The organism is Rhodanobacter sp. Soil_C_14 (assembly GCF_057657335.1).
Map to the genome: position 1 here is coordinate 432,356 of NZ_JBDGIQ010000003.1, position 18,492 is coordinate 450,847.

Genomic DNA, 18,492 nt, shown 5'->3' on the forward strand with positions numbered 1-18,492 from the left:
CTCAGAACAGCTGCAGGCGTTCGCGCACCTCGCTGGCCGTCCGGCCATAGCGGGCGCGGAAGGCGCGCTGGAACTGCCGCTCGCTGGAGAAGCCGTGGCTGAAGGCGAGATCGGAGATGTTCCGTTCCGGCTGCTCGCGAAGATCCCGGTGCACCGCCTCCACCCGCCGGTCGCGGATGTAATGCTGCACGCCGCCGCTGTCGGCGAACATCCGGTACAGCTGCGCCCGTGACACGTGGAACCGGCGCTGCAGCACGGCCGCGCTCAGTTCGTGGTCGCCCAGCTGGGCCTCGATGTGTTCGCGGATGCGCACGTGCAGCGTCTCCGCCCATTGCGGGCGGTCGCGCTGGCGCGATTCGGCGCGCAGGCAGCCGCGCACCACCGCCAGGGTCGCGCTGGCGGCCTTGCCGGCGTGGCTGGTCTCGATCCCGGGCAGCGTCCCCAGCAGATGCAGCAGGTGCTGGGTCAGCATCCGGCACGGCAGGTGGTCCTTGCGCAGCACCCGGCCGTGCAGTGGCGAGTGCGCCTGGTCGATCGCCTTGTGCCTGAGCAGCAGGTTGAGGTGCGCGCAACCGGCTTCCCACAGTTCGGCTGGCTGCGCCAGGTCGTTCAGGTAGATGTCGCCCATGCGCAACTCGACCGTGCCGCGCTTGCCGAAGCTGCCCCGCGCCGAACCGCTCAGCAGCAGGCGCAGCAGCACGCACTGGCTCAGCGGACTGCGGGCGATCAGCGCGGCATCGCGCCGGTACCTTGCCGGGCTCGCGCTCGACTGCGCCACCCGCAGCGAGCCCAGCTCGAACACGACGACCGAGGCGTCCATCGGTTCGTCGTCATCGGGCTGCACCTCGGCCAGCGGGGCGATCCAGCGCGCGTACGCCCGCGAGCGCAGGCGCGGCTCGATCAGTGCGGTGCTGAAGGTCCTGCATGGCAGCGTGGCTTGCCGGCCCTTCGCTGGAACGGGCGTATCCATCGAACTCCTCCTGAGGTCGAGTCCTCCCCTGCGGGAAGTCTTGAAGCCACGCACAGACCATGCCAGCGCGCTTCGCATGGGCGCCGTCGTCGTGCGGCGATGCCTGCCGACGGCGACGGCGTCCATCACGCGAGACGGTCTTCCTGCGAAGTCCTCCTCACCGTCGCCATGGATGCCATCGGCGCCGGAACGTGTCCAGTGGGTCGACAGGTAAAGCCGCCAGCTGGAGACGAAACGTCGCGAGCGCGCGAATGAAACGTCGCGTGCATCGATATCGCCCTGCCTAGAATGCAGATGTGGGAATCCGCTGTGACGATGCGCGATGGCGTTGCGCACCTCGGGGAATCCCGGTCGTTCAAGTCTGCGTCCCCGGCCGGATGCGGTGCGCTGTGCACCGACTCTGTCCATCCGGCCGGCGACGCATCCTGGGCGATGCGTCGGCACGAACCCTGACGGCAAAGCAGGCCTCCGCCCTCTTCTGCGACGCGCCGGATCGATCCTGGCGCGCGACAGCGGCATCCATGGCGTCTTCATGTGGACGTCCAGACGAAATCGGCAAACATCCGAAGGAGCGGATCGCCACCTGAATACCGTGCCATCTCCCGCGCAGGGCGGATGAATGGTTCCGCGCGAGACAGTCCGATGAGCTGACCCAGGCGCCAGGGCGACTGTCGCAACTGAGCAGTTTCTGACCTTGCCGGCGACATGAAATGACAGTGCGAGATGAAATGACGCGTGCCCGTGGCATGCGGGCCAGACCGGCCGGGAGCGGCAGGCGGCCGTACGGCGCGCCGGGACGCGGCGCTTTTTCACGTCGCGACGACACTTCCGCCGCCGCGACCGCCGTCGAGTTCAAGCGTGTTTCTCAGACCATGGAAAGTCCGATGAACTGCACCCTGGCAAATGAATCGCCGCAGGCGCGCTGGCTGGATCAGCTCGATACCGCCACGCGGCCGGTGGAAATCGCCGCCATGATTGTCGAGCTGGCCGAAGCCTATGCCGAATGCGCCAGCGCCCGCGTGCTGTGGGAACTGGGCAGCGGCTTCGATCACGCCCGCGGCGGACCCGCGGGCTGGCTGCGTGGCGTGGCCGCATCGGGCATTCCGCAACGCGTGCCGGCCATCGGCGCGCTGGCCTTTCGACTGTGCGAGCGACCACGGCCGATCCTGCTCCTGCTCAACCTGCACGGTGGCGCCGACGCCACCGCCCTGATCACCGAACTGGAGCCCCTGCTGCAACTGGCGGGGCGTCGACTGGGCATCCTGCTGGGCTGGATCGAGCAGCACAGTGCGCCGCCTCCGCTGGAGTATTCCGAGCGGCTGCACCGCGCCCTGTTCATCATCGCCGACCTGGCCGGTTGCGGCCGCGACATCTGCGCCATCCTGCGCGAGATCCACGCGGTGCTGGGCTCCCTGCTCCGCGCCGAACATTTCTGCGTGGTGGCTCACCAGCCGCAGCGCGAACTGCTCCGCTTCATCTATACCTCCGACCCGCGCAGCCTGCCGCCGCTGGCGGCATCCGGCCATGAGGTGTCGCTGGCGTCGATCGGCGGCTCGCCGCTGTGGTATCTGCTCCACGATGGCAAGGCGTTGCTGGGCACGCCGGCACAACTGGGCAAGCAGGTCTCCGGGCCGCTGGTGGTGGAACTCGACGACGCCCAGTGGATGGGCGTGCCGATGCTGCACCAGGGCGAGATCCACGGTGCCGTGATGGTGCGCAGCCGGCAGCCGGACAGCAGCTACTCCAACGAAGACCTGGTGCTGCTGGAGTTCGTGGCCACCCATATCCGCTGCGTGATCGAGCGGCATCGCGAGGCCGAGCAGAACCTCGACGAACAACGGCAAACGCGGGCGCTGGCCGAGGCCAACCGGGCACTGCAGGACCGCGTGGCGCAACGCAGCCGTGCCCTGCACAAGGAAGTCGGCGAGCGTGCGCGGGTGCAGCAGCAGCTTGTCCACGAGCAGACCCACGACGCCCTCACCGGCCTGGCCAATCCGCGCTGCCTGCATGAGCACATCGAACGATTGCTCCACGCGATGCAGCGCGATCCGACCAGCCCCGCCGTGCTGCTGCAGTTGAACCTGGATCGCTTCGCCGGCATCAACGAGGGTCTCGGCCATTTCACCGGCGACGAGGTGCTGCAACAGGTCGCCACGCGCCTCACCGAATGCCTGGGCAACCGGCCCGGCCTGGTCGCCCGCCTGGCCGGTGACGAATTTGCCGTGCTGATCCCGCAGATGGCCGGCACACGCCAGGCCATGCGCATCGCCCAGCGGATGATCGACTGCATCGGACAGCCGATCACCGTGGCCGGCCGCGAGCTGCACCTGTCCGCCCGCCTCGGCGTGCTGCTGTGCGACGCCGGCTACCGCACGCTCGAACACGTACTGCGCGATGCGGACATCGCCCTCCATCGCGCCGCGTCCATCGACGTTCCGCGCATCGCGATGTTCGAGCCGGCGATGGCCGGCGAGGTCGTCGAGCGGCTGGCACTGGAAACCGACCTGCGCGAGGCGCTGCGCGAACACCGCTTCGAACCCTGGTTCCAGCCGATCCGCCGGCTGCACGACAACGGCATCGCCGGCTACGAAGCACTGATCCGCTGGCGCCGGCCCGGCCGCGGCCTGGTCGAGCCGGGCGACTTTCTCAAGGTCGCGCACAGCTGCCGGTTGCTGGAGGCGATCGACTGGCAGATGTTCGAGCGCAGCTTCCGCACGTTCGCCCAGCACGGCCCCGCCGATGCCTTCCTCACCTTCAACGTGTCGGCTGCGCATCTCGGCTCGGACGATTTCGACCGGCGCCTGCTCGGCCTGCTGGCCAGCGTGAAGCTGCCCGCCTCGCGGGTGATCGCGGAAGTCACCGAGGACGTCCTGCTGGAAGACCCAGACCACGTGCAGGCGATGCTGCTGCGGCTGCGCGCCGCGGGCGTGGGCGCGGCGCTGGATGATTTCGGCACCGGCTATTCCTCGCTGCAATACCTGCAGCGCCTGCCGTTGCGCATGTTGAAGGTCGACCGCGCCTTCGTGGACGGGCTGGGCAAGCCGGCCAACCGCGGCAGCGCCTGCATCATCGCCGCCGTCATTGCGCTGGCCCGTTCGATGGACATCCAGGTCATCGCCGAGGGCATCGAAACCATCGAGCAGTGCAACGCCCTGGCCGAGATGGGATGCCCGCTGGGTCAGGGCTACCTGCTGGGCAGGCCGGCAGCCGCAATGGACGTGGCGACGCCAGCGGTGAAGACGGCCATCGCCGGCTGATCGTCTGGCGCGTGACGGTGGACGATTGCACCCGGACAACGGAGCGCCTAGGCTCGGCGCTTGCGATCACACCGGGGAAGTCGATCATGCGTCCATTGCGCGTACTCACGCTGTCTGCCGTCGTTGCCGCCACCCTGCTCGCCGGCTGCTCGTCCGGCACCTCGTCGTCAACGGACCAGGCCGCGTCACCGGCCGCCGCTTCCAGCGTGCATGCCGCCCGTCCCGACGGACAGGCTGCGCTGGCCTCGGCCGTCGACACTTTCCTCACCGGCTATTTCGAGCACTACCCGGTGTTTGCCGCCGGCGCGGGCAAGCACGAGTTCGACGGCAAGCTGCCCGACTTCAGTGCGGAAGGATTGCAGGCCAACGCCGCCTGGCTGCACGCGCAACGCGACAAGTTCGCCGCGTTCCCCGACGACCAGCTCGATGCCCAGGGCCGCTTCCAACGCGACTACGTGCTGGCGGTGCTCGACGGCCAGCTGTTCTGGCTCGAAGATTCCGGCGCGCCGTACAAGAACCCGACCTTCTACACCGGCGACCTGTCGCCCAGCATGTACCTGACCCGGCCGTATGCGCCGCTGGCCCAGCGCATGGCCGCCTTCGTCACCTACCAGGAGGCGCTGCCCAGGGCACTGGCCCAGATCAAGGCCAACCTCAAGCTGCCGCTGCCGGCGTCGTACATCGACGTGGGCGTCAATTCCTTCGCCGGCTTCGCCAGCTTCTTCAAGACCGACGTGCCCGGCATCTTCGCCGAGGTGAAGGACGACGCGCTGCAGGCACGCTTCAAGGCCAGCAACGCCGCCGCGATCAAGGCCTCGCAGGACCTGGCCGACTGGCTGAAGTCGCAGAAGCCGCACGCCACCCAGGATTTCGCCCTGGGCGCGGAAAAATTCTCGAAGATGCTCCATGCCACCGAGCGGGTCGACCTGCCGCTGGAGCAGCTCAAGGCGATCGGTGAATCCGATCTCGCGCGCAACCTCGCCGCGCTGAAGAGCGCCTGCGCCCAGTTCGCGCCGGGCAAGTCGCTCACCGATTGCGTGGCGAAGGAAAGCGCCGACAAACCCACCGGCGGCGCCGTCGAAGGCGCCCGCGCCCAGCTTGCCAGCCTGCGCCAGTTCATCGTCGACAAGGACCTGGCGACGATTCCCGGCACCGAGCAGGCCAGGGCCGAGGAGGCACCGCCGTTCAACCGCTGGAACTTCGCCTATATCGAAATCCCCGGCCCGTACGAGAACAACCTGCCTTCGGTCTATTACATCGCCCCGCCGGACCCGACCTGGAGCAAGGCCGACCAGGCCGCCTATGTGCCGGGCAAGGCCTCGCTGCTGTTCGTCTCCGCCCACGAAGTCTGGCCCGGCCACTTCCTGCAGTTCCTGCATGCCAACCGCGCGCACTGGAAGTTCGGCCAGCTGTTCGTGGGTTATGCCTTCGCCGAAGGCTGGGCGCATTACGCCGAGGAGATGATGTTCGATGCCGGCGTCGGTGGCGGCACGCCGGAAACCCACATCGGCCAGCTCACCAATGCCCTGCTCCGCGACGTGCGCTTCCTCTCCGCCATCGGCCTGCACACCGGCGGCATGAGCATCGCCCAGTCCGAGCAGATGTTCCGCGAGCAGGCCTTCCAGGACCCGGGCAACGCCCGCCAGCAGGCCGCCCGCGGCACCTACGATCCGGCCTACCTCAACTACACCCTGGGCAAGCTGATGATCATGCAGCTGCGCCAGGACTGGATCGCCGCCCATCCCGGCCCGAACGCGCTGAAGGCGTTCCATGACCAGTTCCTGAGCTACGGCGGCCCGCCGATTCCGCTGGTGCGGCAGCAGATGCTGGGTGGGCCGGTGGAGGCGAAGCTGTGGACGAAGGGCGACGTGCCAAGCGCACCCGCAGCGGCGGCCGCGCAGTAATCCGCACTGCGCCCCGCCGTCGGTCCACACGAGGGCGCGCAGACTGACGGCAGTTCACGGCACCGTTCCCGCACAGCCTGTGCCGGAACGGGCTTTGTGGCAGGCTTGGGCGAAGCGCCGCGATGGATGAACGTCGGCGTCGACGTGCCGCTCCCTCAGCGCCGGGACATCGCGAGATGAAAATGTACGCCGGAATGTCCCGCATCTATGTGCCGCTGCTGCTGGCGCAACTGGGCGTGATCGCGTGGGCGCCGGCGCACCTGCTTTCCTGGAGCTACGCCGCCGTGCTGGCGATGCTGGTGCTGACGGTGGCGCAAGGCTGGCGGCGGCTTCGCCTGAGCGTTCCGCACAATCGTCCGCTGTGGAGCCTGCTGTTGCTGGCGCTGGTCGCGCAGCTCGGCGCGTTCGGCCTGCTGTTCACCGATTCGCTGTCCAATCCGCTGGGCACCCTGGTCGCCTTCGACCCGACCTTCTACTTCTGCCTGAGCAGCCTGCTGCTGACCATCGCCGCGGCCTACAACCCGGTCGCCACGCTGTACCGCTGGGCGGGCGTCGTCGATGCGGTGCTGGCGTGCGCCATCGCGGCACTGTTCTACTTCACCCTGCACCAGGTGCTGAACGCACCATCGCCGACACCGCCGCCGGCCACGTTCGTGATGTGGATGTTCGATGCGATGGGCCTGTTCGTGGCGGTGTTCGCCACGCTGCGCCTGGTTTCCACCAAGCGCTCCGACGAGCGGCGCTTCTTTTTCGTGCTGAGCGTTTTCGCCTGGCTCGAACTGGTCGTGCCCGGCATCCACAACCGTTTCATCCTCCACAGCGAGTCCTACCTGCCCGAGCTGCTGCTCGGCCTGCCCTTCGTGGTGCTGGGTTTTCTGCTGGGTCGGCGGCGGAAGGTCTGGTTGCGCAGCTATCGACCCAGCCGCCGGATTCGCCACCTTGCCGAAAGCATCAGCCCGTTCGTGATGAGCCTGGCCTTGTGCTGCCTGGCGTTCGCCCAGCTGGGCAAGAACCCCGTGCTCGCCACGAGCACGTTGATCCTTGCCATCGCGTCCTACGCGGCGCGCAACGCCATCGTGCTCGGACAACACCTGGCCTTCGAGGACGACCTGCGCAAACTCAAGCGCGGCCTGCAGCAGGCCGTCGTGCGCGACGACCTCACCGCCCTGCCCAACCGCCGCGGTTTCTATCGGCTGATGAGGCGTGAATGGGAAGACGCCCTTAAAACGGGTCGCGCGCTCAGCGTGGCGATGATCGACATCGACAGCTTCAAGGCGTTCAACGACACCTACGGCCATCTCGCCGGCGATGACTGCCTGGTCGCCGTGGCGCACGCATTGCATCGCGAGGCGAGCCTGCAACCGGACGTGATGGTCGCCCGTTACGGCGGCGAGGAATTCGTGGCCCTGATGGTCGGCTACGCGCCCGCCGCGTCGGAGGACATCCTCGAACGGTTGCGCCGGCGGGTGGAGGCGATGCAGATCCGCCACGCGCGCAGCGCCCAGGACGTGGTGACCATCAGCGCCGGACTCGCCTCGACCGCGACAGCCCGCTACACCAACAGCGAAAAATTCCTGAATGCCGCGGACGAGGCCTTGTATGTGGCCAAGGGAAGCGGGAAGAACCGCGTTCAATGGGTGGAGTGATCCGGCACCGGATGAGCACCTAACCTGGCGATTCGCGACGAGCAGGGGTAGGGATAGCGCCAGTGCAGCAATGGCTCAGGCCAGCAACCCCAGCGCCCGGAGCGCCGCTTCAGCCACTTCATGATCCTGCGCAGCCGTGCCGCCGGAAATGCCGATGCCGCCGGCAAGCCGACCGTCGAGGATGATCGGCACGCCGCCGCCCACCGCCATCAGCCGCGGATGCCCTCCCAATGGCGCCACCGTCGGCTCGCCCATGTACTGATTCCACTGATGGGTGGACATGCCGAACGATGCGGCGGTCCAGGCCTTGTCCATGGCCACCTCGGCGGTCAGGAAGGGAGCGCTGTCCGCACGTTCGAAGGCGCGCAGGTGGCCGCCCGCATCGGTGATGGCGATGGTGGCGGCGAAGCCGCGCTCGGCGCATGCCGAGCGGGCGTGGCCGAGCAGTGCCTGCGCGGCTTCCAGGCTGAGTGTGGTGTTGGATGCATTCATGGCAGTTCCCGGGAGTGATGGATTAGCGAGCGGTAACGACGACTTTGCCGATCATGTTGCCGGCCTCGACCAGCGCGTGGGCCTGGCGCAGGCCGGCGGCATCGAGGCCGTCGATGCGTCGGGTGAGCGTGTGCACGACATCGCCACGATCGACCAGTTCGGCCATGCGACGCAGCAAGGCGTGCTGGCGGGCGATGCTGCGCGTGGTGAAAATCGGGCGCGTGTACATCAGCTCCCAATGGATCGAAATTGACTTGTTCTTGAACGGCCCGATGTCGAGCATCTTCGGATCGTCGATCAGCGCGAACTTGCCCTCCGGGCGCATCACCGCGGCAATCTGCGGCACGTAGCCGGCGCTCTCGTTGAGCCCCACCACGAAATCGACTTCCTCGATGCCCAACGCCGACAACTGCGGCGCCCACGGCTCGCGATGATTGATGACGTGGTGGGCGCCGTGCGCCAGCACCCACTCGCGCGTCTCCGCCCGCGAGGCCGTGCCGATGATGGTGACGCCGGTCAACCGGCGTGCGAGCTGGGTCAGAATGGAACCCACGCCGCCGGCCGCACCCGTCACCAGCAGCACGGTGTTCTCGGTGGGATCGACTTCGTGGATGCGCAGGCGGTCGAACAGCAGTTCCCACGCGGTGATGGCGGTCAGCGGCAGCGAAGCCGCTTCGGCGAAATCCAGCGACCGGGGTATCGGACCCACGATGCGCTCGTCGACCGCATGCAGCTCGCTGCTGCTGCCCGGCCGCGTGATGTCACCTGCATACCAGACGCGATCGCCGGGCTTGAAATGCGTGGCCAGCGGTCCCGTCGCCCGGACGATCCCGGCGGCATCCCAACCCGGGATGCGCGCGGCTCCGTCCGGAACCTCGCCATGGGCCCGGATCTTGGTGTCCACCGGATTCACCGAGACGGCTTTCACTTCGACAAGCAGATCGTGGTCGCGCAACTCCGGCGTGGCGACCTCGATGTCCTGCAAGGCCTCGGGGTGATCGATCGGAAGATTCTGGTAGAAGCCGACAGCTTTCATGGCGTGCGCCCGGTGTGGTGAGGGGCACAGTCTGGCGAGTCTCGCTTTGTCGAAAAATGGGTTAATGTCGGTAACACTTTCCGACTTTCAAAGAAAATGATCCGACTCGACGACATCCAGATCTTCGTACAGGCGGTCGAAGCGCAGAGCTTTTCCGAGGCGGCTCGCCAGCTCAATATCGCCCCCGGCCTGGCCAGCGCCGCGGTGCAGCGGCTTGAGAATGCACTGGATACCCGGCTGTTCGTGCGCTCTACCCGAAGCATGCAACTGTCGACCGAGGGCGAGCGGTACCTGCCGCATGCGCGCGCCATGCTTGAGGCGCAATCGCAAGGCCAGCGCGCGCTGGCCAGCGGCCAGGACACGCTGTCCGGCAGCCTTCGTCTGTCGGTGCCTTCGGACTTCGGAAGGAATCTTCTGCTGGGCTGGCTCGACGAATTCCAGCACCTGCATCCCGCGCTGTCGCTGCACGTGCGGATGAGCGATCGCGCCGCCGCCCTGACCCGCGAACCGCTGGATGCGGTCGTGCGCTACGGCGCATTGTCGGACTCGTCGCTGGTCGCCATACCGCTCGTCGACAACAACCGACGCGCGCTATGCGCGGCACCTGCCTACCTGGAGCGTGCGGGCACGCCCGCCAGCGTGGACGATCTCAGACAGCACAACTGCCTGCGCTTCGTGTGGAGCGAACAACTCCACGAACGCTGGCTGTTCACCCTGCCCGGCGGCAACAAGACCGTCAGCGTGTCCGGCAATCGCATCAGCGACGACGCGGACACCGTCAGGCGCTGGGCGGTGGCCGGCGAAGGGATTGTCTACAAATCGCGCCTCGACCTCATACCGGACCTCCGCGCCGGCCGCCTGGTCGAGATCTTTCCGCCGGATCATTGCGAACCCTCCCCGCTCAACCTCATCTGTGCGGACCGCTCGCGGCTGACGCCGACGATCACGCAGCTGAAAACCTTCCTGCAGGCGCGTTGCGCGGGCCTGCTCGAAGACTACTGGCGTCATGTCGCAGCCAGTACCGCCACTCGAAACCCCAAGGCCAGGGCGGCCCGGTCAACGGCCAGTCGTCGCACATCGCGGAAATGACCATGCTCCAGCAGGTGCCGTCCCCGGCACCTGTTCCCAGGTTCCGTCCTGCGCGTACATGAGGGGCTCGGACAAAGCCTCGCCCCGCACGCTCAGTAGTCGCGTCCCTTCTTCTCGCGCTGCAGCCTTTGCGCATTGCGGTTCAACACGCCGTAGTGGCGATCGTGCTCGCGGCGTTCCTTCGTCGAACGCGCCGCCTGGGCGGCCTCGCGCTGCAGCTTGCGGTAGTTCGCCAGCCGGCGGCCGTCCAGCGTGCCGGCGGCGATAGCATGCTCCACCGCGCATCCGCGGTCGCCCTGGTGGCGGCAGTCGTGGAAACGGCACTGCGCAGCGAGCCGTTCGATGTCATCGAACGCGGCATTCATGCCCGTTTCGACAGCACCGACACGCAGCTCGCGCATTCCCGGCGTGTCGATGACCCACGCGCCCGACGGCAACGCAAACATCTCGCGCGCCGTGGTGGTGTGACGGCCGCGGGCGTCATCCTCGCGAATCCCTCCGGTAGCCTGGGCCGCGCTGCCCATGAGGGTATTGGCCAGCGTCGACTTGCCGACGCCGGACGAACCGACAAAGGCCACCGTCTGTCCGCCGCCCAGCCACGCCGCCAGCGGTTCGGCACAAGCGGCTGAGGTCGCGTCGATCGGCACACTGGCGACGGCGGGCGCGATCGTGCGCACCGCGTCGAGGTAGCTTCCGACGTCATAGCACAGATCCGCCTTGGTCAACACGATGACCGGTTCGACGCCCGCCTCGAAAGCGACCGCCAGGTAGCGCTCCAGCCGCGACAGGTTGAAGTCGTGGTTGCACGAGGTGACGATGAAGAGCGTGTCGAGGTTGGCGGCGATCGCCTGCAGCCGATGCTCCGAACCTGCCGCGATGCGGGCGATCAGGGATTGCCGCTCGAGTAACCGCAACACTCGCGGCGCCTCCATTTCAAGCAGCAGCCAGTCGCCCACCGTGATCGCGGGTTCGACCGCCGCCGACAGGATGACGCTGGCCGCGCCACGTGCAGACAGCACCGACAACGCGTTGCGATGCACTCCCACGACCCGGGCCGGATAACCGGCCTCGAAATCCTGCAGTGTCAGATCGTGCGAATAGCTCAACCGCCAGCCGAGCTGGAACAGCGTAAAAGTCTGGGAATACATGCGTGGAACCCCGGATAAAGACAGAACGCAGCAACCACCCATGCAGGTGGTTGAACGGAACGCCGGGTTCGACGCGCATCAGGAAGAAAGGTGGACCGGCCGACGAACGGTGATCCGGGGCACGTATATCAGCGCAGCGCCAACCCGGCGGAAATCGTGGAATGAACAATCATGGTCAGCGACCTCCAGGCTCGGTTGGTGGAAGGGATTTGGAGATTATCGGGTGGTCGGGTGGAGTGCAAGACGGCCGGAACGGGAGGTGCGAGCGCGGACACTGCATTCGTCCGCGCTTCGTTGCGGAGCGATTGCATGGTTCCCGACAGGACTGTTGGTGACGCGAAGCGGAAAAATCCACTTCAGTCGGTCTGACCAAGGATGCCAGGAAGTCAGCACGAGACGATTCATGGCGTCGGGACAGGGTTGATGGTGTGGCGCCCGCCATGCGTGACGTGGTGGACGGGCCGGTACTTGTGGATGTCCGATCCTTTCGGATGTGCAAAGTCTGCGGTCCGGCGCGGTCCCGTCACGGGTTTCTTACCCTTCGTTCTCAACCCACTCGCATCGCGGATGGCCCTGCGGCAGAAGCGGCCATCTCCCCGGGCACACCCGGGGAGATGGCCAGCATGGCGACGACCGGTCAGAAGCTGGCCGTCACGCGCGCGTACCAGAACGCGCCGTTGAAGCCGAACGGCGAGGTGAGCGCGTACTTGACGCCAAGGAACTGCAGCGTGGCGTTCTGCTCCTTGCCGGGGTAGGTGTTAAAGACGTTGTTGCCGCCGATGGCCACCGTGAAGGTGTCGTTGAACTTGTAGCTGGCCTCCAGATCGAGCAGCGTCTTGCCGCTGTAGTGATTCACGTCGTCCGGCGGGTTGTTGCTGCCGAACAGGCCGACCGTCGTGCTCCAGCTGCCGTAACGGTTGACCCGCGCGATGGCATCGAACCGGTGCAGGTTGTAGTCGAAGCTGAGCACCGACCGGCTCCTGGGCACCTGGTGTTCGAGGTCGTACACGAAATCGTCGTTGAGCGTGTCCGGCTGCACCTTGACCACGTTCTGCTTGTTCTGGTTGTAGCGGAAGTCGATGTTGAGCCGGCCATTGCCCAGCTGATGCCGCGTATCGACCACGAAGTCGATGCCGCGGATGTCGGACCCGAACGCGTTGCCGAAATAGCTGGCGTCGCTGCCGAGCAGCAGCTGCGCGTTCGGATAGCCGCCGGCGGCGAGCTGGTCGACGGTGGCCTGGGTCACGCTGTTGCTGACCAGGCCGATGCGGTCGTCGATCCTGATCCGGTAGTAGTCCAGGGTCGTCGTGACGTTGTCGAGCGGCGTCCACACGGCGCCGACGGACAGGCTCCTGGAGGTTTCGGTCTTCAGCGGCTTGGAACCGAGCGCGCGCGCCACCGGGTTGTCGACCGGATAGGTGCCGCTGGGAATCAGGCCGCCCTGCGCGTTCGCCGTGGTGGTGACATTCAGCGTGTTCGCCTGGCCCGGGGTCGGTGTACGGAAGCCGGCGTTGTACGTACCGCGCAGCGCGAACGCGTCGGTGAACGCGTAACGGCTGGAAAGCTTGTACACCATCTTGGAGCCGTAGTTGTCCGCACGCTCGTAGCGCACGGCCGCCGCGCCCGACCACTGGTCGGTGAAGTTCGTTTCGGCGTCGACGTAGGCGGAATCGCTGTTCTGCGTGAAGCGCCCGGCCGCGTTGGCCGGGAAGCCCTGGAAGGCATCCGAGCCCACGCCGAACACCGACGCGGTCGGCCCCACCTCGATCGAACCGGCGTCGCCCTGGTGGATGATGTAGGTTTCCTGGCGCCAGTTCGCGCCGAAGGCAAGCATCAGCGGCGAGTCGTCGAACGAACGGACGAAATCCGCACCGGCGCCCTGCTCGCGCTGGGTCAGCTTGCCGGGGTGGAAGTTCGTGGGCGACAGGCTGCCCAGGCTCGGGTTGATCGAACCTTTCAGCTGGTAGTCGACCTCGTTGCTGCCGGTGCGGTAATGCACGTCCCACTGCAGGTTGCCCTGCCCGCCGCCACGCACGCCGCCGACCAGCTGGTGATCGCTGATGTCCGCACCGAACAGTGGGCTGTAGCCGCCCGGGAACTGCGTGTAGATCGGGTTCAGCAGCACCCAGCCGCTCGGGCTCGCCGCGTTGGCCGTCAGGTAGTTCGCCGGGTCGCCACCACCGGCCACGATGCTGTCCACCAGCGACTGAGGCGCGTTCGCCGGGGTCAGGGTGCCATCGGCGTAGCTGACCAGGGTGGAGCGGCCGCTGATGCCGTCCTGGGCCGGCAAGACCGGGTTGCGGTAGAAGAAGCTGGACAGGACCTTCTTGCCCATGAAGCTGCCCGTGGCGTAGAGCTGCGCGTCGCCGGCCAGCGGCAGGCCGGCGTTGACGAACAACTTGTTGGTCTTGGTCTGCGGGTCGCCCCAGCGCTGGCCGAAGCCGTCGTACGGCACCTGGTCCGCACCGACCACGGCCGCGACCGCCGCCGCATCCGCTTGCGGCATCCCGCGCGAGGTGGGGTCGGTGGTTTCGCGCTCGGCACTCACGTGCACGAAGCCATCGGCGCCGAGCGGGAATCCCGCATCGGCGTCGTAGCGCCGCAGGTTGCCATCGCCCTTGCCGTACTGGCCCGTCTGCGCGCTGACCGTCACGCCCGAGGAAGACTTCTTGAGGATGACGTTGACCACGCCGGCGATCGCATCCGATCCATACAGCACCGAAGCGCCATCGCGCAGCACCTCGACGCGCTCGATCGCGTTGGACGGAAACACCGAGAAATCGACCGCCTGCGCGCCTTGGTTGAAGGTACCCAGCGGGTCGATCTGCAGGTTGACCAGCGCCGAACGATGGAAGCGCACGCCGTCGACCAGCACCAGGGTCTGGTCGGGCGACAGGTTGCGCAGCGACACTGGCCGCACGAACGAGGTGCCGTCGGCGATGGGAAAGCGCTGGGTAGTCAGCGACGGCACGACATTGGTCAGCGCGTCGGTAAGATCCGCCGATGACTGGTTCGCGATCTGGCTGCCACTGAACGCGTCGATCGGCGAAATCGAAGAGGTCGGCGACAGGCCGGCCCGGTGCGTGCCGGTCACCACCACTTCCTGCAGGGTGGTGGTCGACTTGTCCTTCGCCGCATGGTTGCTTCCCTGTACCGCGGTCGCCTGGCCGGCCTGGGCCTGTCCACTGTCCGACGCGCCTGCGTCCTGCGCCTGCACCGAGCACGCGACCAGCGCCGCGGCGGCAAGCGCCGCGCGAATGGCGCGCAAAAGAACCACGTTGATCCCTGCATGGATATGCATGTTGTCTCCCTCCGGATGGTCCCTGCACTCCCCCTCGACGCAAACTACTCCGGCCCCTGGCGCCGAAAAAGGCCGCCATTGGCAGTACGTGCGCGGGATCACTTTCGTGGCGACAACCTTGCCGCCGGGTGCACTCGTCACCGCACCGCGGTGAAGCATGAGGCCAGATCGCCAGTCGCCGCGAAGGCCCGGATCGACTGCGTGGCGGGCGGTGATTCGGCCGCGTCCACGAGTGCGTACACGCCGGTGCAGGATGAACTTCTCAAAAGAAGGCCACGCTGGCGGGGCTCAACAGGGAACAAGGGGAACGGGGGAGAGTCAGGGCGACTTAATTTCATCTGTCCCGTTTCTCGGGATCAAACTCGATCTCATCCGCATGGGTCATCCGCATGGGTCACGCCCGCGACGTCGTTCGCCCATTTGTTCGTGATTTCCCAGACGGTCATGCAGGATGCTCCCTGAACATGCCGCCGATAACGCTTTCAGGTTCGAAATGGATCAGCGGTGCGCGTCACTGTGCGCCGCCACGAAGCTGCGCAGCACATCGTTGATCCGCGTCTGGTAGCCCGTGCCGCCGCTCTTGAAGTAGTCCAGCACTTCCCGGTCGATGCGCAAGGTCACCTGCGCCTTGGGCTCGCTGCGCACGGGGCGATGCGTTGCCCAAAATTCCGGCGACAGGGCGGGAATGTCGCTGTAATCGATATCGACATCGGGCTTGTCCGCCACGGCCTGCAGACGCTTGCGCTGCGCGGCGGTCGGTTGTGTCGGGCGCTTGGGATCAAGTTTGTGCTTCATGATAGAAGGCTCGTTCCTGGGCATTGGCCTTGCGGGCCGAGATGATGCGGATGACTTCGCCGTGGATGCCGCGCTCGGTATGGGCCACCACCAACAACACCGGACTCACCCAACCGATACTCAGCCAACGCTCCTCGCCGTAGTCGTCACGATCATCGACCACGTCGATTCGTCCAGGATCGAGAAAAACGTACGCAGCGTCCTCGAACGCGATGCCGTGCTTGCGCAGATTGAGTGCCGCCTTGGCGTCGTCCCACTCGAAGTCCATGTCCGTTGGCTTCTGGATGTGTAGTTACGGAATGTAGTTACACTATGTGCAAGTGTCAAATTCCGGAAACGGCGACGAGCTGGGTATCACGTCCCTGCCCCGGTGGATCAACGGAGAACAAGGGAACGGGGAGAGTCAGGGCGACTTAATTTCCTCGTCCCTCTGTCGCCCCTCGTCCCGCTACGCGGACAAAACCCTTGCTGGCGCCGGTACACCGGCGCCAGTGCATGAGAAAGCCCGGCGTCACCGGGAAAGAGCCGGGAGCCGATCCCGCAGAGCTAGGCACGACCGGAAAAGAGCCGCACACCGAGGAAAAAGAGCCAAGCGCGGCTCTGTCGAGAGTCGCGTTCTGCTGGGAAGAGTCGAGCTTCGGGGGAAAAGAATCGAGTTCCGACAGGGAGGTGCCCAACGAGGCGCTGTGGAGTATCGAGCTTGGTTCTTCTGGTCCGGCGCTCGGCACGGAAAATGTGATGTTTGGCAATGCAATCAGTCGCGAGTGACGCTTTGAAACCAAACTTTCCCTGACACTTTCTCCCTCGCTGACACCTTTTCCCTCTCTGACACCCTTTCCCTAAGTTTGCTTTCTGCGTTCATCCGCTGATGACCTCGCCAAACATTGCTTGGCAATAATCGAGGAAGCGGCCACACCTGCGGACTGCGATGCGAGCCAGCCGAGGGCTCATTGGATCCACGTGCCCCGCTTCAAAACGTTCAACATCGGGACGATCACTCTCGTCTGCAGCCAGGTATTGGTCGCAAAAGACGCCCAGACTCTTGGTAAGCATGGTCACCATCATTACAGTCCTTGCCAAATCCTCACCCAGTGGTCGAGGCAGGAACGCCACATCAGCAAGACTGAACGACTGAAGAAGCTGAGAAAGGCGGCCGCAAGAAGTACGAATTATCGCGACGTCATCGTACACATTTATCGAAGCTTCGCCCGGGAGGACCGCGCCAAAGCGCTCCGCATTCTCTGCCACAATTTCAAGAATGATCGCGATCTCCGAAAACGGCTGGTAGAGATAAGCAGCCACCAGTCGGCCGCGGTTGTGGCGTTCACTCTGCAATCGGCGCCCATCCCTCAGAGCGATACCAAGCGCTGTTACTACGGCAATTAACGTCATTACCCCACCGAACCACGTGGCTATATCTCCCCACGCAATCGCGTTAGCACAGAAGGAAATTTGCATGCACGAGCCCCTAATCCTTTTCTCCAAGCCGATGGTGCTGGCAATCGACGAAGACCGCAACGAAAAAGGCGTCAGGGACAATTCCTGGCAATGCTCGGTGGCGGGCAGCTACCGGCAGTAGTGGAAGGAGCTGAGATTGGATCGGATCCGTGCTTGGGTGGAGAAGGAACGGGCCGTTTTTTGCGTCAGCTCGACCACCTGGCAGCCTACAGTGGCGCCAGCATTTGTCCCTGACACCTTTTCCATAGCTTGAGAAGGACTGCTCCAATCGTTCTCCGCCTGAACCAACCCGAGCCCGCACATGAGCGCCCCCATAGTTGTTTATCTCGACAGCCAAGATTTCTCCCGCTTCTCTCCTTCCCACCCGGATCACTGGGCATACCTCGGTATCAAGCGGGAGCTACTCGAGTTGAGGCAAGAAGGAGCGGCGCGCTTTGTATTCAGCGACATTCATGTATTCGAGAACCTGCCCGTTAGCTACAAGAACAGAGCACCCGGCTTGGAAAGAATTCGGACGATTGCAGAACTTTGCGGCGAGGATCACCTCCCCTCATCAACCGCACTCGTGGAACACGAGTTGCGCCAGCTCGCTGGTGACGACGCCCTTCTTTGGCCCGAGTGGTATCCGTACTTTGATATGAAGGAACCGAACCGGGCAGAGATCGAAGCCGACCTCATTGCAAAGATGGCTACAAACCGCAATCAGCGGAGAGCCATTGCCAGGGCCTTTAAAGGCGCTCCCGATGTTCGGCTCAACCAAATTTGGGCGGACGGGTTCCTATCCGAGTATCCGTTCCTAAAAGGGGGTAAGAAGGTGCTGACGGAGTACCTTGCGCGTCAGCTTGGTTGGCATGCGGTAGAAACCTTGCTGAGAACTGGCCTCCGAGACATCGTCGGCTTTTCCGAATGGTTGGCGGAGAACTGGAAGCATGGACGGGCGTTTGTCGGAAGCCTCCGCGACCAGAACCTATATACTCAGACCACTCTGATCGACCTCCACAGCAAAATGCGAGCGCTCTTCGAGCGCGCGAGCCTGTCGCAAGGGGCCGCTACCCAGCTCATCAAAGCCACCTACGACAGGCAGCGGGAACAACTCCTCGAAGATTTCGCTGCTAAGAACAGCTTGAAAATTCTTGGCAAGGAAGTCCACGCACCCCTTACGCAAGAGCAAACCCCTTCGCTCTCCGTCGCCATGCACTTCCTTATGGAAGTTGCCTTCCTCTCCGCTCTACCCAAAGATCCGCGCAACCCTAAGAAGCATGCGGGCAGTGACTTTGCCGATGCCATGCATGTGCTGTTCCTGCCGAGGGTGGACATCTTGAATCGCCCCGGGTTTCGTGGAGGCTGTTTGGTTTAAGTCAGGCCTCCACTGCGGTGGCCTGACTGGCGAGTTGCC

Annotated in this window: 15 protein-coding genes; 7 read left to right on the forward strand and 8 right to left on the reverse strand. The window is 65.3% G+C overall.

The window, feature by feature from the left end:
- Position 1: 1 nt before the first annotated feature.
- Positions 2 to 970 (reverse strand): helix-turn-helix domain-containing protein, encoded by a 969-nt coding sequence (locus AC3A56_RS10520; RefSeq protein ID WP_487770273.1) that lies wholly within the window; start codon positions 968 to 970, stop codon positions 2 to 4.
- Between the two features lie 884 nt (positions 971 to 1,854).
- Between AC3A56_RS10520 and AC3A56_RS10525 the strand changes: the two genes are divergently transcribed.
- The 3 genes from AC3A56_RS10525 (at position 1,855) to AC3A56_RS10535 (ending at position 7,777) form a co-directional block, all read left to right on the forward strand.
- Positions 1,855 to 4,227, forward strand: a complete 2,373-nt coding sequence (locus AC3A56_RS10525; RefSeq protein WP_487770274.1) for a putative bifunctional diguanylate cyclase/phosphodiesterase — start codon at positions 1,855 to 1,857, stop codon at positions 4,225 to 4,227.
- A gap of 86 nt (positions 4,228 to 4,313) precedes the next feature.
- Positions 4,314 to 6,131: a DUF885 domain-containing protein gene (locus AC3A56_RS10530; RefSeq protein WP_056765193.1), complete on the forward strand. Its 1,818-nt coding sequence runs from the start codon at positions 4,314 to 4,316 to the stop codon at positions 6,129 to 6,131.
- 194 nt (positions 6,132 to 6,325) lie between these two features.
- The gene (locus tag AC3A56_RS10535; protein ID WP_487770275.1) at positions 6,326 to 7,777 is read left to right on the forward strand and encodes a GGDEF domain-containing protein; all 1,452 of its coding nucleotides are present in this window, start codon (positions 6,326 to 6,328) and stop codon (positions 7,775 to 7,777) included.
- Positions 7,778 to 7,852: 75 nt separating this feature from the next.
- Here the strand turns inward: AC3A56_RS10535 and AC3A56_RS10540 are convergent, their stop codons facing one another.
- Together AC3A56_RS10540 and AC3A56_RS10545 are read right to left on the reverse strand one after the other, a co-directional pair.
- The gene (locus tag AC3A56_RS10540) at positions 7,853 to 8,269 is read right to left on the reverse strand and encodes a GlcG/HbpS family heme-binding protein (protein ID WP_487770276.1); all 417 of its coding nucleotides are present in this window, start codon (positions 8,267 to 8,269) and stop codon (positions 7,853 to 7,855) included.
- 22 nt (positions 8,270 to 8,291) lie between these two features.
- A complete protein-coding gene (locus AC3A56_RS10545) occupies positions 8,292 to 9,305 on the reverse strand; it encodes a zinc-binding alcohol dehydrogenase family protein (RefSeq protein ID WP_487770277.1) in 1,014 nt (337 codons plus the stop codon).
- Between the two features lie 96 nt (positions 9,306 to 9,401).
- Between AC3A56_RS10545 and AC3A56_RS10550 the strand changes: the two genes are divergently transcribed.
- On the forward strand, positions 9,402 to 10,394 hold the full coding sequence (locus AC3A56_RS10550) for a LysR family transcriptional regulator (RefSeq protein ID WP_487770278.1): 993 nt from the start codon (positions 9,402 to 9,404) through the stop codon (positions 10,392 to 10,394).
- 92 nt (positions 10,395 to 10,486) lie between these two features.
- Here AC3A56_RS10550 and rsgA read toward each other — a convergent pair whose 3' ends face one another.
- From rsgA to AC3A56_RS10570, 4 genes are all read right to left on the reverse strand, one after another.
- On the reverse strand, positions 10,487 to 11,542 hold the full coding sequence (gene rsgA, locus AC3A56_RS10555) for a ribosome small subunit-dependent GTPase A (protein ID WP_487770279.1): 1,056 nt from the start codon (positions 11,540 to 11,542) through the stop codon (positions 10,487 to 10,489).
- Between the two features lie 637 nt (positions 11,543 to 12,179).
- Entirely contained in the window at positions 12,180 to 14,843 is a 2,664-nt protein-coding gene (locus AC3A56_RS10560; protein WP_487770280.1) for a TonB-dependent receptor plug domain-containing protein, read from the reverse strand.
- Between the two features lie 498 nt (positions 14,844 to 15,341).
- A complete protein-coding gene (locus AC3A56_RS10565; RefSeq protein WP_487770281.1) occupies positions 15,342 to 15,638 on the reverse strand; it encodes a BrnA antitoxin family protein in 297 nt (98 codons plus the stop codon).
- Positions 15,622 to 15,906, reverse strand: coding sequence for a BrnT family toxin (locus AC3A56_RS10570; RefSeq protein ID WP_487770282.1), 285 nt, complete (start codon positions 15,904 to 15,906; stop codon positions 15,622 to 15,624). Before AC3A56_RS10570 ends, AC3A56_RS10565 begins: the two co-directional genes overlap by 17 nt.
- A 227-nt stretch (positions 15,907 to 16,133) precedes the next feature.
- Between AC3A56_RS10570 and AC3A56_RS10575 the strand changes: the two genes are divergently transcribed.
- Positions 16,134 to 16,406 (forward strand): hypothetical protein, encoded by a 273-nt coding sequence (locus AC3A56_RS10575; protein ID WP_487770283.1) that lies wholly within the window; start codon positions 16,134 to 16,136, stop codon positions 16,404 to 16,406.
- 90 nt (positions 16,407 to 16,496) lie between these two features.
- On the opposite strand, the gene AC3A56_RS10580 is transcribed toward AC3A56_RS10575, so the two are convergent.
- The gene (locus AC3A56_RS10580) at positions 16,497 to 17,096 is read right to left on the reverse strand and encodes a hypothetical protein (protein ID WP_487770284.1); all 600 of its coding nucleotides are present in this window, start codon (positions 17,094 to 17,096) and stop codon (positions 16,497 to 16,499) included.
- Between AC3A56_RS10580 and AC3A56_RS10585 the strand changes: the two genes are divergently transcribed.
- Together AC3A56_RS10585 and AC3A56_RS10590 are read left to right on the forward strand one after the other, a co-directional pair.
- On the forward strand, positions 17,095 to 17,217 hold the full coding sequence (locus AC3A56_RS10585) for a hypothetical protein (RefSeq protein ID WP_487770285.1): 123 nt from the start codon (positions 17,095 to 17,097) through the stop codon (positions 17,215 to 17,217). The genes AC3A56_RS10580 and AC3A56_RS10585 overlap by 2 nt on opposite strands.
- Before the next feature lie 180 nt (positions 17,218 to 17,397).
- The gene (locus tag AC3A56_RS10590; protein WP_487770286.1) at positions 17,398 to 18,453 is read left to right on the forward strand and encodes a hypothetical protein; all 1,056 of its coding nucleotides are present in this window, start codon (positions 17,398 to 17,400) and stop codon (positions 18,451 to 18,453) included.
- Positions 18,454 to 18,492: the final 39 nt, after the last annotated feature.